We start from the raw sequence: 12,983 nt of genomic DNA, 5'->3' as shown, positions 1-12,983 counted from the left end.
CGCGGGCGGTTCTGGTACGCGATGCGCAGTGCATCGCGAAAGCCGCGTGTGGTGACAAGCAGCGTGGGCTCGCCCTTGCGCTCCAGCAGCGCGTTGGTGGCCACGGTGGTGCCCATCTTCACGCATTCCACCTGCGCGGGGGTGACGGGCTCGCCAGGCTTCAGGCCCAGCAGGTGACGAATGCCTGCCACGGCCGCGTCCTTGTACTGCTCGGGGTTCTCGGACAACAATTTGTGGGTGGTCAGCGAGCCATCGGGTCGCTTGGCCACGATGTCGGTGAAGGTGCCGCCCCGGTCGATCCAGAACTGCCAGCGTGGGGTGTGCGTTTGGGGTGTGATGGTGGTCATGTGTAGTGGCTCCGAGATAAAAAAGTTGAAAGACGTGGTGGCGGTGTGGCTAGGCCATGGCAACGCTGGCGGGCGCCAGCCTTTGCATGACCTGCCACACGGCAGGAATGGGGGGAGCGGTGGCAAGGGCCAGCTCGACGGGGCACCAGGGGCCAGCCAAGGAGGCGGCCCAGGCCATCACGGGCAAGATGTCTACCGGCGGGAGGGTCTGCATGGTGTCGATCACGATGCGAAGCTCCTGCGCCAGGCGGTTGCCAGGGGCAAATCGCCAGTGGTATTGGCCGCCAGTCACGCACACGGCGCGGTTGTCCTTGGCAGTCATGGCAGACAGCCACAGGCATTGAAAGTCTGTGCAGGCCGGTGCCGGGGGATCGGTCAGGCAAAAGGTGTAGGCGTTTTCATAAGCACGGCCAAAGTTGCGCACCAGCGTCTCGGCAATGGCCTCGCGGCCCAGGGTGCAGGCCAGGGCATGCCCTTCGCCCTGGCGCATCTCCATCTGCAGCAGCGCGCCACCGGCAAAGGCTTGCGCGATGAGGTGCGGGCGATTGAGGTCCTTGGCGCGCAGGTACATCTCTATGGTGTCCGAGGGCGTGTGCATGGTGCTTCTCCTGAAAGGCGTGCAGGAAAGGTCAGCGCTGCGTGTAGTACGGGATGAAGATCTGGTTGGCCTCGCTGCCCACCGAGCGCACCCACTCGCGCGAGAACCGTTCGCCCAGGCGCTTGAGTTCGGCATCAAAATCCGCTGGCGCACGATCCACCTTGATGCCCTTGCGCTGCAGCTCGGCCACCGACTCTTCGGCCACCGCAGCGCTCATGGCCCAGCCGCGCGTTTCTGCCTCGGCGGCGGCTTTGGTCACCGCCTGGCGTGCGGGTGCAGGCAGTGCGTCAAAAGCCTGCTGATTCACAAACACGATGTTCTTGGGAAACCAGGCGTTGATGCCGTAGTACTGCTTGATCTGTCCCCAGACATGGTTCTCGACCCCGGTGAGGGCCGAGGTGATCATGGAATCGAGCTTGCCGGCCGACAGAGCCTGGTTGACTTCGACCATGGGCACATCCACGGGCGTGGCGCCCAGCAGTTCGGCAATGCGCACAGTGCCGGGGTTGTAGGTGCGCATGCGCGTGCCCTTGAAGTCGGCGGACGAGCGCACGGGGTTGATCGAGAACAGCCCCTGCGGCGGCCAGGGCACGGCGTACAACGCTTTGAGCCCCTTGCTGGCCATGTGCGACTCGATCAACGGCCGCTGCACGTCCCACATGCGCCGCGCGTCGGCATAGCTGCGCACCACAAAGGGCACGGCATCCGCCCCGGCGATGGGGATGTCCCGCACCAGGTTGGTCATGATGGTCTCTCCCGCCTGGGCCTTGCCCTCCTGCACGGCCTGGGGGATCTCGTTCAGCTTGAACAAGGCGTTGTTGGCGTGAACCTCGATGCGCAACGCACCGGCCGAAGCACGCTCCACATCCTGCGCAAACTGCACGAGATTGCGGGTATGAAACGACTCCGCGCGGTAGCCCGTGGCCAGCTTCCACTGGGTCTGGGCGTGCAGCACCGGGGCCACGGCGAACGCAGCCAACAACACCAAAGTTTTCATGGGGAACTCCTGCGCGGACGTTTCAGGCGTGGGTGCTGGGGGTCAGCCCTGCATCTGGCGTGGTAGCCAGAGCACGACATCCGGCACGAAGTACGTCATCACGACCGCAACGATCATCAGAGCAAACAGAGGCAGCGCCGTGCGTGCGATCCAGGTCACTTCGCGCCGCGTCATGCCCTGCAACACGAAGAGGTTGAAGCCCACAGGCGGCGTGATCTGCGCCATCTCGACCACCAGCACGATGAAGATGCCGAACCACACCAGGTCAAAGCCTGCGGCCTCCACCGTGGGCAGCAACACCGCGATGGTCAGCACCACCATGGAGATGCCGTCCAGGAAGCAGCCCAGCACAATGAAGAACACGATGAGCAGCAGCATCAGCGCAAAGGGCGACAGGTGCAGCGCGCCGATGAACTCGGCCAGGTGCCGTGGCAGGCCAATGAAGCCCATGGCCAGCGTGAGGAACGCGGCACCCGCCAGGATGAGGCCGATCATGCAGTACACGCGGCAGGCGGCGACCAGCCCTTCCTTGAAACGCTCCCAGTTCAGCGAACCCTCGATCTTGGCCAGGATCAACGACCCGGCCACACCGAGCGCCGCAGCTTCGGTGGCGGTGGCAATGCCGCTGTAGATGGCGCCCAGCACCACGACGATGAGCGACACGACCGGAATCAGGTGGCGGGACGCATACAGCTTTTGCACAAAGCTGAGACGGGCGTCAGGCGCAGGCACCTTGTCTTTGTTGAACAGGGCCCACACGATGATGTAGCCCATGAACAGCGCAGCCAGCATCAGCCCCGGAATCACCCCTGCCAGGAACAGCTTGGAGATCGAAACGTTGGCCGCCACGCCATAGACGATCATGATGATCGACGGCGGAATCAGCAGACCCAGGGTGCCCGCACCAGCCAGCGTGCCCACGGAGATATCTTCGGGGTAGCCTCGCTGCTTGAGTTCAGGCAGCGTGATCTTGCCGATGGTGGCGCAGGTAGCGGCCGATGAGCCCGAGATCGCGGCAAAGATGGTGCAGCCCACCACATTCACATGCAAAAGGCGGCCTGGTAGGCGCTCCAGCCACGGTGCCAGGCCCTTGAACATGCTGCTTGACAGCTTGCTGCGGAAAAGGATCTCGCCCATCCACAAAAACAGCGGCAGAGCCGTCAGCGTCCAGCTGGAGGTAGACCCCCAGATGGTCAGCATCATGCTGTCGCCCACCGGGCGGTTGGTAAAAAACTCCATGCCGACCAAGGCCACTGCCAGCAGTGACAGGCCGATCCACAGGCCCGATCCGAGCACTGCGAACAGCACCACGATCAGACCCAAAGCAATGATGACGTCCATGATGAGTTCTCCTGGATCGGGTTATTCGGAACGGGCTGCTTCGGACACAGCCATGAACGCCACACCCTGGAAGCGCAGCACCAGCGCATGGGCAAACGCCAGCGCAAAGCCAATACAGCCCATGGCCATGCTGATCTGGGGAATCCACAGCGGCGAGGCGTCGGCTGCCGGCGAGATGTCATGGGTGATGTAGGAGATCCACACCGACCGCACGGCATAGCAGGCGATGTACACGGACAACACCAGCGCACTGACCAGGCAGAACCACTCGAAGGCACTGCGCCAGCGGGCGGGCAGCCTGTCCAGGATGAGCGTCACGCGGATGTGATCGCCGTTTTGCAACGTGCTGGGCAGCGCAAAGAACAAGGCGGCGGCAATGGCGTAACCCGCGTAAGCGTCGAGTCCGTCGATGTTGAGGTGGATGACTTCGCGGGCAAAAACGCCCAGCGTGACTGCGCCGAACGCGGCCAGCATCGACAGGCCGGACAGCAGCATCAGCAGCCTGTAGAAATTTCGGACGAGCTTGTCCATGGCGTACTCCTGTAACGCTTGAAAAAGAGGGGGATCGGTAACGAGATTGCGGGGGTAGCGCGCGGTGCGCTACCCGGCCCCGTGGGGGCCTTCAGACATGTTCAGAAGTGACTACTTCTTGCGGTAGGCGTCGATGATGGCCTGCCCCTCGGCACCGGCCGATTTCACCCAGTCAGCGGTCATGGATTCGCCGATGCTCGCCAGCTCCTTCTTGATGCTGTCGCTGGGCTCGGCCACCGTCATGCCCTTGGCCGACAGTTCCTTGATGAACTCCTTGTCCACACGTTCGCTGGTGGCCCAGCCGCGTTCTTCGGCGGCAGCTGCGGCTTTGAGCACGGCATCCTGCAGGGGCTTGTCGAGGGCGTCAAAGGCCTTCTGATTCACCACCGTTGCATTGCGCGGCAGCCACGCGCTGACGGGGTAGAAGTACTTGACCTGCTCATACAGCTTGGACTCCACGCCGCTGGCGCTCGACGTCAGAAAGTTCTGCACCGTGTTGGTCGCCAGGGCCTGGCCCAGCTCGGACAGCTGGATCGTCACGGGTTGCGCCTTGAGCAGCTGGGCAATGCGCGTGGTGGCAGGGTTGTAGGCGCGCATCTTGGTGCCGGCAAAGTCTGCGGGCGTGCTCACCGGCTTGAGCGAATACAGCGACTGGCCGGGCCATGGCACGGAGAACAGTACCTTCACGCCCTGGGCGGCCAGCAGCTTCTCTTGCGCGGGCTTGGCGGCCAGGTACAGGCGCTTGGACTCTGCATAAGTGGTCGCCAGGAAGGGAATGGAGTCCACGCCAAACAACGGGTTCTCGTTGGTGGCGCCCGACAGGATGAACTCTGCCGAAGGCACCTGCCCGGTCTGCACCGCACGCTTGATCTCGTTGGCCTTGTACAGCGAACCACCGGGGTGCAGGGTGATCTTGAGCTTGCCGCCAGTGAGCTTGTCCACTTCATCGGCGAACTGCTGCACGTTTTGCGTCTGGAAGCTGTTAGCACCGTAGCCGGTGGGCAGGTCCCACTTGACCTGGGCCTGGGCCGCACACACGCTGAGGACAGCCGTCATACACAGTGCAAATTTTTTCATGGGGAGACTCCTGGGGGTAAGCCGCTTAGAAGCTGGCAAGTTGGTGGTTAAGAAGATCGGTGACCAGCATGCAACCCGGGGCGTGGGTGATGCAGAAGGCCGGCTGGGCATTGAGGATGGCCGATTGCGGTGTCACGCCACAGGCCCAGAAAACAGGGATCTCACCGGGCATCAGCGCCACGGCATCCCCGTAGTCGGGATGGGCCAGATCGGCGATGCCGATGAGTGCCGGGTCACCGATATGCACAGGCGCGCCATGGACATTGGGAAACCGCGAGGTGACCTGTACAGCCCGAATCACATCTGCTGCCGGCATGGGACGCATGGTCACCACCATGGCGCCACCAAAGGGGCCAGCGGGCTCGGTTTGCACATTGGTGCGGAACATCGCCACGTTCTTTCCTTCGTCAATATGGCGCAGGCGGATCCCTGCCTCGATCAACGCGGACTCGAACGAGAACGAGCAACCGAGAACGAAGGTGACCAAGTCAGATCGCCAGAGGCTGGCGATGTCCGCCACCTCTTCCGACATTTCACCGTGACGCCAGATGCGATAGAGCGGTACATCGCTGCGGATGTCGATACCTTTGCCCAGCGAGGGCAAGGCGAACTGTCCGGGCTCGCTGACCGCCAGTACAGGGCAAGGCTTGGGGTTGCGTTGACAGAACCGGAGGAAGTCACTGGCAAGCACCTCGGGGAGGATGACCACGTTGCCCTGGACATGGCCATCCGCGAGACCACTGGTATGCGATGTCCACAGGCCCTTGCGGATGGTGTCACGGACATGGATCGGGTTGCTGGCACCTTCGGAACCAAACACCGCGAGCGAATTTTCTTGAACGAAGTCCACCGTTTTTCCTTGCATTGAGAAATGTCAATTGCATGACGTTGGGCAGATTGTGTTGGGGGGTGAACGACCCTGGCAAATTCAAAAAATTTCTATCAGCTCATCGATTTCTTCCATGCACTGCATTGGGGAGAGGCGAACCATCTTGGTGCCAAGGGAAAACCCTGAGAGAAAATTTACGGGTAAACCCTGACACCAAAGAATCCCTGGATTGCAGGAAAAAATGGCATGCGCCGCGCACACCCGACAGGGTGCACCGAAGCTTTTTGACGAAAGGCTCAGCCCTTGCGAGGGCGGCGGGCTGGCGCGGGCTGTTGCTGCTCAATGAAGTCCAGCGCCGACCGCACCACGGCCTCCATGGCGGGTGACGAGGGGTCTTCGCGGTAGCTCACATGGATGGGCAGCGGCCGCAGTGCGGTGTCGCAAGCCAGTGCACGCAGGTCTGGAAACGCCAGCAGGCGCTGCACTGCCAGGCGCGGCAAAGTGGCCACACCAAAGCCGCCCTGCACCAGCTGCACCATCGCAGAAATCGACGAGATGGTGTGCACGCAACGCGGCTCCACCTGGGCCTGGCGCAGCGTGTCGAGCAGGGACACGTGTGGCTGCGAGCCACGTTGGAAAGTCAGGATGTCAGCGCCTGCAAAATCTTCCAGCGCATAGCGGCGCTTGCGGTGCGTTTTGCTGTTGCCCACAAACACCATCTCCATGGGCGTCACCGCCTGGCTGCGGATGCCATCCGCGGCCGCCGGCAGGGCTGCGAAAACGGCATCCAGCGTGCCGCGGCGGATCTGGTCGAGCAACACGGGGGTGGTCTCGACCGTCAGCTCTAGCTCCAGCAACGGGTTGTCCTTGCGCAGCTGTTCCACCCACGGAATGAGCCACGAGTGCAGTACCGATTCGATGGCGCCCAGACGAATCGATACTTCCAAAGGGCCGCCTGATCCCATCTCGGTCTTGAGCTGGCGCTGTAGCTCCAGCATGCGCTTGGCGTACACCAGGAACCGAGCACCGGCCACCGTGAGCTTGAAGTGCTTGTCACGCCGGTCCAGCAACAGCACGCCCAGCTCCTCTTCGAGTGCGGAGATGCGGCTGGACATCGCGGACTGGGTCAGGAAAAGCTTCTCGGCGGCGCGTGTCACGCTCTTGAGAGAGGCCACCCAGTAAAAGGCTTCGACAAAACGCAGGTTCATGGTGTTTTTCGGAAGGGCTGGGGGTGCCTGTGTACCAACGGCTTTGCGCACTGCCCAGACGGGCGCACTGTGATGGTGCGCGGTGTCGGAATCCACATGCCTTTTTCCGGCAAACACCGCGCTGTAAAAGCCATTGTGCCGTCGCATTTCAAGGACACAACGCAGAACTGCTCGCAGTGGGGGCGCTTGCTAAAAGTGCGTTGCCAGTTTTCTGCAAGGAATCTGCGGCGTCTTGCCACGCCACATGACCGGCCTACCCGGTGAACAAGGGCAGGTCTGCCTTCTTCAAGGTCCGCAGCACAAAGCTGGAGCGGCTGTGCCGTATGCCTTTGATCTTGTAGAGCTTCTCGCGCAGCAGGCGCTCGTAATCGCGGGTGTCCTTGACGACGATGCGCAGCAGGTAGTCGTAGTCACCGGAGACCAGGTGCGCCTCGATCACTTCGGGAATGCTGGCCAGTGTCTCGCCAAACTTTTCGAGCGTGTTGTCGGAGTGGCTGTCGAGCGTGACCTGCACCAGCACCGTGTCGGCCAGGTCCAGCGACTGGGGGTTGATGCGCACCGTGTAGCCCTGGATGACACCGGCCTCTTCCATCTTTTTGATGCGCCCCCAGCAGGGCGACGGGCTCAAGCCCACGGCCTGCCCTATCTCTTGCAGGCTGGCGCGAGCGTTGGCCTGCAAGACAGCGAGAATTTTTCTATCCAGTCGATCCATCGACCTTATTATTCAGCAAACCAACGAAATGCAGAAAATTATTCTGTGTATCCAGCAGAATGCACCAAATTCAGCAAATTCATCTGCAACACCCGGCGCATACTTCTTCCATCAAGGCGCTCTTACCGGAGCGCACAAATTGACAAGGCCCCGGCTGGTTACCGCCAGCACGGGGCCCTTGGCATTCCAGATGCCTCCCCAGATTGAATAGCCGCTTGCATCCGTCGGCGGCATGCGTCCTGTGTACGAACCTCAGCGCCCCATTCCAAAGAGGTGTCGCCAATGCAACTGCAAACGCGGGGTTGACCAGTTGATAAGCACGCTTACCAGCACAAACCCGGATGCCTGCGGCCATGCTGCACCGCCATAATTTGACTGAGGCCAGGGGTGGCTCTGCAAGGAGCCCAAGTGCCCCGTTCCCCTGCCCCAACATCAACAGGAGACACCATGCAATTGACCAAACTCGTCGTTGGACTGAGCCTTGCGCTCGGCTTTGTGGCCACCGCTGCTGCGCAGACCACTATGCGCATCAGCATCTCGACGGCCCAGAACTCCCACCAGGGTGTAGCCATCGACACGTTTGCCAAAGAGGTCGAAAAACGCACAGGGGGCCGTTACAAGGTACAGACCTTCTACAACGGTGCACTGGGTGGCGAGCGAGAGTCGATTGAAGCGGTGCAGCTGGGGACACAAGAGCTGGCGTTCAGTTCTACAGGCCCAGTGCCCAACTTTGTGCCTGAGACCAAGATCCTGGATGTCCCCTTCCTGTTCCGCGACAAGGCCCATGCACGCGCGGTGCTGGATGGACCCATCGGCCAGGACCTGCTGTCCAAGTTTGACGCCAAGGGTTTCAAGGCGCTGGCATGGGCCGAGAACGGCTTCCGCCACATGACCAACAGCAAGCGCGACGTGAAAGAGCCCGGCGACCTGAAGGGCCTGAAGATGCGCACGATGGAGAACCCCGTGCACATCGCCGCCTATAAGGGCTTCGGCATCATCACCACGCCCATGGCCTTCCCTGAAGTGTTCACGGCGCTGCAACAAGGCACGGTGGACGGTCAGGAGAACCCGCTGTCCGTCATCATCTCGGCCAAGTTTGACCAGGTGCAAAAGCACCTCACGCTCACCGGCCACGTGTACTCGCCCTGCATCTTCGTGATGAACAAGGCAGCTTTCGACAAGCTCTCGGCGGCGGACAAGCAGGCCTTCATCGATGCCGCGAAAGAAGGCACCAAGGCCAACCGTGCACGCGTGGACGAAGACGACGCCAAGGGCGTGGCCGACCTCCGCGCCAAGGGCATGACCGTGATCGACAACGTGGACAAGGCCAAGTTTGTGGCGGCACTGGCCCCCGTCAACGCCGAGTTTGAAAAGCAGTTCGGCAAGGCTGCCATCGACAAGATCCGCGACGTCGAATAATCCTGTTCATTGCTATTACCTTTGTAGCTGATAACGCCCGTAGCCATTGCGCTATCGGGCGTTTTTATTCTTGAACGATCGATGGTTCTGATCACCTCCCACCTACCCATGGTTGGCACCGCCCCATGAAAAACGCTTTTCTTACCTTTGAGCGATGGACCACCTTCATCGCCATGCTGGGCGCTTGCGCCATGCTGACCCTGGCTTCGGCCCTGGGCATGTTCCAGATCGTGACCCGCTTTGTGCTGGAGCAGCCTGCTGAATGGACCGAAGTGCTCATCCGCTTCAGCCTGATCTGGATGGTGTTCCTGGCCATTCCGGCCGCGTTTCGCCAGGGCGCGATGGTGAGTGTGGACGTGCTGTACCGCTGGAGTCCGCCGCGCATCAAACGGATGCTGGACTGGGTGGTCACACTGGCAGCCCTGGTCCTCATCGGCATCATCATCTGGTACGGCTGGGACTATGCACGCCGGGGCGGCGTGCAAAGCATGGCCGGGCTGGAATCCGTGTCCATGTTCTGGGCTTACCTCGCCATGCCTGTGGGTGGCCTTTTTTGTGTGGTCGGCATCATCGGCAACCTCATTGATCCCCTGCGTATGGAACTGGAGACTGCTCAATGAGTTTGGTCATGATTTCAACGATGGTGCTGTGCTTTGCACTCACCGTCTCAGTGGCTGTGTCCATCGGTTTGGCTTCCATCCTGGGCATCCAGGCCTCCAATGCGAACATGCTCATCTCCGTCAAGGAGATGTTCGGAGCCATCAACAAGTTTCCTTTGGCAGCCATCCCCTTCTTCATCCTCGCGGGCAACCTGATGGAAACTGGCGGCATCTCGCGCCGTCTGGTGGAGTTTGCCAAGAGCATCGTCGGCGGCGTGCAGGGCGGCCTGCCCATGACCTGTGTGCTGACCTGCATGATCTTTGCGGCCGTGTCGGGCTCGTCGGTCGCCACCACGTTTGCGATTGGCGCCATCCTGATTCCTGCGCTCATCAAGCACGGCTACCCCACGAGTTACGCCGCTGCTCTACAGGCCACCAGTGCCGAGCTGGGCGTGATCATCCCGCCTTCCATCCCGATGATCCTGTACGGCGTGAGTGCCGAGGTGTCGATTGGTGAGCTGTTCATCGCGGGCTTCGGCCCCGGGCTGCTGATCAGCGGTGCTCTGATGCTGTTTGTCTGGCTGTACTGCAAGTACAAGGGCTGGGGCAAAAACGACGGCGATGGGCGCATGCCCTTTGGCAAAGCTACGCTGCAGGCGGGCTGGGCATTGCTGATGCCCGTGATCATCCTCGGCGGCATTTATGGCGGTGTGTTCACCCCCACCGAGGCATCTGCCGTCGCCGTGTTCTACGCACTGGTTGTCGGCATCGTCATCTACCGCGAGATCAAGCTCAAGGACCTGTTCGCCATCCTGCGCAAGTCGGCCATCTCATCGGCAGTGATCATGTTCATCATTGCCAACGCGGGGTTGTTTGCGTTCCTCATCACGCGGGCTGGCGTGCCAGACGCGATTGGCCGCTGGCTAGAGGCGGTGCTGCAGTCCCCCGCCCTCTTCCTGCTGGGCGTGAACGCTGCGCTGTTCGTGATTGGCATGTTTATCGAGACCAGCGCGGCAATCATTGTGCTGGCCCCCATCTTGGCGCCCGTGGCCATGCACTTCGGTATTGATCCTGTGCACTTCGGTCTCATCATGGTGGTGAACCTGGCACTTGGAATGATCACGCCGCCTTTTGGAGTGAACCTGTTCGCAGCCTGCACGGTGGCCAGAATCTCGCTGGACCGGATCATCAAGCACCTGCTTCCCTTTGTCGGAGTGATTCTGGTGTGCCTGATGATCATCACCTATGTGCCATCGATCTCGCTGGCACTTCGGGATCTGGTCTACGCAAAGTAGTTAGAATCGTCGGGTCAGGAGAGAGTGCTCCGTCTTGTCCTCAGGACGCGCAGCACCGCCGAAGGCGCAGGCACCCGCCGAACGCTCAGGCAAAAGGACTGACAACCGCCCGCAGCGATGCGGGCGTTCCCTTGCTGGAGAGAGATGGCCCCACAGTAAAACTGTGTGCAGGCCATCCACCGAAGGAGCAAACCGCACGGCCAGCCAGGGCGCTGCGGTGAATCTCTCAGGTAAAGCGGACAGCAGGGCAAATCCCGTGACCACGTTGATGGTCGCGGCCCCCATTTGCCCCGGAGTCCGCCATGTCAGCCACCGCCCCCCTGCTCACTACGCCCCTGAACGCCCTGCACATCGAGCTGGGTGCCCGCATGGTGCCTTTTGCAGGCTATTCCATGCCCGTGCAGTACCCCGCAGGCCTGATGGCCGAGCATGTGCACACCCGCACCGCAGCCGGCCTGTTTGACGTGTCGCACATGGGCCAGCTCAAGCTTGTCGGCGCCGACGCTGCCGCGGCGTTTGAAACCCTGGTGCCCGTGGACGTGATCGACCTGCCCGTGGGCAAACAGCGCTACGGCCTGCTGCTCACCGATGAGGGGACCATCATCGACGACCTGATGTTCTTCAACCAGGGCGTGGTGGATGGCGAACCCACCCTGTTTGTCATCGTCAACGGCGCCTGCAAGGTCGGCGACATTGCCCATATCCAAACCCGCATTGGCCAGCGCTGCAAGGTGGTGCCCATGCCGGACCACGCCCTGCTGGCGCTGCAGGGCCCACAGGCCGCCGTCGCCCTCACCCGCCTCGCGCCCGGCGTGGAGAAGCTGGTGTTCATGACCGGTGGCGCATTCAACATTGCTGGCTGCGACTGCTTTGTGACCCGCAGCGGCTACACCGGCGAGGACGGTTTTGAAATCTCGGTGCCCGCCGCGCAGGCCGAAACGCTTGCCCGCGCCCTGCTGGCGCAGCCCGAGGTCAAGCCCATCGGCCTGGGCGCTCGCAACTCGTTGCGCCTGGAGGCTGGCTTGTGCCTGTATGGCAATGACATCGACACCAGCACCACGCCACCCGAGGCCGCACTGAACTGGGCGATCCAGAAGGTCCGCCGCACCGGCGGCGCGCGTGCGGGCGGCTTCCCGGGCGCCGACAAGGTGCTGGCGCAAATCGACAACCCTGCCAGCCTTTCCGCCAAGCGCGTGGGCCTGGTGGCACTGGAGCGTGTGCCGGTGCGCGAACACACCGAACTGCAAAGCACGGACGGCCAAAAGATTGGCGAGGTCACCAGCGGCCTGCTGGGGCCCACCGTGAACGAACCCGTGGCGATGGGGTACGTCACGCCCGCCTTTGCAGCCATTGGTACCCGCGTCAACGCCATCGTGCGCGGCAAGGTGGTGCCCATGGAAGTGCGCGCCATGCCGTTTGTTCCCGCCAACTACTACCGCGGCTGATTTCGCCAGGCGCATCGACCGGACTGCGCCCGCACCCGCTTACATTGCAGATTCCTTTACTTTTTTCCTTTGCTTGAGGAGCTTCCCATGACGATCAAATTCTCCAAAGACCACGAGTGGATCAACGCCGCTGATGCCAACGCCTCGGTGGTGGGTATCACCGTCCACGCGCAAGACGCGCTGGGCGACGTGGTGTTTGTGGACCTGCCCGAAGTGGGCAAGAGCTTTGCCCAGGGCGAAGTGGCCGGCGTCGTCGAATCCGTGAAGGCCGCCGCCGATGTGTACATGCCCGTCACCGGCGAAGTGGTGGAAGTGAACGAAGCCCTGCGCGCCGACCCGTCGCTGGCCAACAGCGACCCGCTGGGCGCTGGCTGGTTCTTCAAGGTCAAGCTGGCCGACGCGAGCCAGCTCGACGCCCTGCTGGACGAAGCCACATACACCGAGTTCGCCAAGAACGCCTGATCCCTGCCAATTGAGAGGGCATGGCGCCGGGCCATGCCCGGCACGCCGCCCTGCTGGGTGCGAGCGCTCTCCCCGGCAACGCCCCCAACCCGCTGCGACCTACGAGACTGCCCCATGCTGATG

14 protein-coding genes and 2 riboswitches are annotated in these 12,983 nt (G+C 62.0%); of the genes, 5 read left to right on the top strand and 9 right to left on the bottom strand.

Annotation, left to right across the window (positions count from 1 at the left end; translation table 11 throughout):
• The 9 genes from DBR23_RS30485 to DBR23_RS10460 all read right to left on the bottom strand — a co-directional run.
• Positions 1–347, bottom strand: a 347-nt coding sequence (locus tag DBR23_RS30485) for a hydantoinase/oxoprolinase N-terminal domain-containing protein (protein ID WP_233250388.1), incomplete at its 3' end; no start/stop codon positions are given.
• Positions 348–396: 49 nt separating this feature from the next.
• Entirely contained in the window at positions 397–945 is a 549-nt protein-coding gene (locus DBR23_RS10495) for a hypothetical protein (RefSeq protein WP_108498208.1), read from the bottom strand.
• Positions 946–976: 31 nt separating this feature from the next.
• Complete coding sequence (locus DBR23_RS10490; protein WP_108498207.1) at positions 977–1,942, bottom strand: TRAP transporter substrate-binding protein; 966 nt, start codon at positions 1,940–1,942, stop codon at positions 977–979.
• A gap of 42 nt (positions 1,943–1,984) precedes the next feature.
• On the bottom strand, positions 1,985–3,283 hold the full coding sequence (locus DBR23_RS10485) for a TRAP transporter large permease (RefSeq protein ID WP_192421486.1): 1,299 nt from the start codon (positions 3,281–3,283) through the stop codon (positions 1,985–1,987).
• A 21-nt stretch (positions 3,284–3,304) separates the two neighbouring features.
• Positions 3,305–3,814: a TRAP transporter small permease gene (locus DBR23_RS10480; RefSeq protein ID WP_056067705.1), complete on the bottom strand. Its 510-nt coding sequence runs from the start codon at positions 3,812–3,814 to the stop codon at positions 3,305–3,307.
• Positions 3,815–3,925: 111 nt separating this feature from the next.
• On the bottom strand, positions 3,926–4,891 hold the full coding sequence (locus DBR23_RS10475) for a TRAP transporter substrate-binding protein (protein ID WP_099730078.1): 966 nt from the start codon (positions 4,889–4,891) through the stop codon (positions 3,926–3,928).
• 25 nt (positions 4,892–4,916) lie between these two features.
• On the bottom strand, positions 4,917–5,711 hold the full coding sequence (locus DBR23_RS10470; protein WP_108498210.1) for a putative hydro-lyase: 795 nt from the start codon (positions 5,709–5,711) through the stop codon (positions 4,917–4,919).
• 305 nt (positions 5,712–6,016) lie between these two features.
• Positions 6,017–6,928 (bottom strand): LysR family transcriptional regulator, encoded by a 912-nt coding sequence (locus tag DBR23_RS10465; RefSeq protein ID WP_056067702.1) that lies wholly within the window; start codon positions 6,926–6,928, stop codon positions 6,017–6,019.
• A 253-nt stretch (positions 6,929–7,181) separates the two neighbouring features.
• On the bottom strand, positions 7,182–7,640 hold the full coding sequence (locus DBR23_RS10460; RefSeq protein ID WP_056067700.1) for an Lrp/AsnC family transcriptional regulator: 459 nt from the start codon (positions 7,638–7,640) through the stop codon (positions 7,182–7,184).
• A 447-nt stretch (positions 7,641–8,087) separates the two neighbouring features.
• Here DBR23_RS10460 and DBR23_RS10455 point away from each other — a divergent pair, with 447 nt between their 5' ends.
• The 5 genes from DBR23_RS10455 (at position 8,088) to gcvH (ending at position 12,860) form a co-directional block, all read left to right on the top strand.
• On the top strand, positions 8,088–9,059 hold the full coding sequence (locus DBR23_RS10455; protein WP_108498206.1) for a TRAP transporter substrate-binding protein: 972 nt from the start codon (positions 8,088–8,090) through the stop codon (positions 9,057–9,059).
• A gap of 125 nt (positions 9,060–9,184) precedes the next feature.
• On the top strand, positions 9,185–9,679 hold the full coding sequence (locus DBR23_RS10450; RefSeq protein ID WP_108498205.1) for a TRAP transporter small permease: 495 nt from the start codon (positions 9,185–9,187) through the stop codon (positions 9,677–9,679).
• A complete protein-coding gene (locus DBR23_RS10445) occupies positions 9,676–10,953 on the top strand; it encodes a TRAP transporter large permease (RefSeq protein ID WP_056067693.1) in 1,278 nt (425 codons plus the stop codon). The genes DBR23_RS10450 and DBR23_RS10445 overlap by 4 nt, the downstream gene beginning before the upstream one ends.
• A 5-nt stretch (positions 10,954–10,958) precedes the next feature.
• Positions 10,959–11,064, top strand: a riboswitch (glycine riboswitch).
• A gap of 13 nt (positions 11,065–11,077) precedes the next feature.
• Positions 11,078–11,206, top strand: a riboswitch (glycine riboswitch).
• A 49-nt stretch (positions 11,207–11,255) separates the two neighbouring features.
• Complete coding sequence (gcvT, locus tag DBR23_RS10440) at positions 11,256–12,398, top strand: glycine cleavage system aminomethyltransferase GcvT (protein WP_108498204.1); 1,143 nt, start codon at positions 11,256–11,258, stop codon at positions 12,396–12,398.
• Positions 12,399–12,485: 87 nt separating this feature from the next.
• The gene (gene gcvH, locus DBR23_RS10435; RefSeq protein ID WP_056067689.1) at positions 12,486–12,860 is read left to right on the top strand and encodes a glycine cleavage system protein GcvH; all 375 of its coding nucleotides are present in this window, start codon (positions 12,486–12,488) and stop codon (positions 12,858–12,860) included.
• The last annotated feature ends 123 nt before the right edge of the window (positions 12,861–12,983 follow it).

The organism is Acidovorax sp. HMWF018, from assembly GCF_003061035.1.
Classification (GTDB): domain Bacteria; phylum Pseudomonadota; class Gammaproteobacteria; order Burkholderiales; family Burkholderiaceae_C; genus Acidovorax; species Acidovorax delafieldii.
This window is presented reverse-complemented; position numbering and strand designations above follow the sequence as displayed.

Bases quoted from the DNA above. Each gene is read 5' to 3' on its own strand.
- DBR23_RS10455 (WP_108498206.1), top strand. From the start codon at position 8,088: ATGCAATTGACCAAACTCGTCGTTGGACTGAGCCTTGCGCTCGGCTTT.
- DBR23_RS10460 (WP_056067700.1), bottom strand. From the start codon at position 7,640: ATGGATCGACTGGATAGAAAAATTCTCGCTGTCTTGCAGGCCAACGCT.
- DBR23_RS10465 (WP_056067702.1), bottom strand. From the start codon at position 6,928: ATGAACCTGCGTTTTGTCGAAGCCTTTTACTGGGTGGCCTCTCTCAAG.
- DBR23_RS10495 (WP_108498208.1), bottom strand. From the start codon at position 945: ATGCACACGCCCTCGGACACCATAGAGATGTACCTGCGCGCCAAGGAC.
- gcvT (WP_108498204.1), top strand. From the start codon at position 11,256: ATGTCAGCCACCGCCCCCCTGCTCACTACGCCCCTGAACGCCCTGCAC.
- DBR23_RS10490 (WP_108498207.1), bottom strand. From the start codon at position 1,942: ATGAAAACTTTGGTGTTGTTGGCTGCGTTCGCCGTGGCCCCGGTGCTG.
- DBR23_RS10480 (WP_056067705.1), bottom strand. From the start codon at position 3,814: ATGGACAAGCTCGTCCGAAATTTCTACAGGCTGCTGATGCTGCTGTCC.
- DBR23_RS10450 (WP_108498205.1), top strand. From the start codon at position 9,185: ATGAAAAACGCTTTTCTTACCTTTGAGCGATGGACCACCTTCATCGCC.
- DBR23_RS10475 (WP_099730078.1), bottom strand. From the start codon at position 4,891: ATGAAAAAATTTGCACTGTGTATGACGGCTGTCCTCAGCGTGTGTGCG.
- gcvH (WP_056067689.1), top strand. From the start codon at position 12,486: ATGACGATCAAATTCTCCAAAGACCACGAGTGGATCAACGCCGCTGAT.
- DBR23_RS10445 (WP_056067693.1), top strand. From the start codon at position 9,676: ATGAGTTTGGTCATGATTTCAACGATGGTGCTGTGCTTTGCACTCACC.
- DBR23_RS10485 (WP_192421486.1), bottom strand. From the start codon at position 3,283: ATGGACGTCATCATTGCTTTGGGTCTGATCGTGGTGCTGTTCGCAGTG.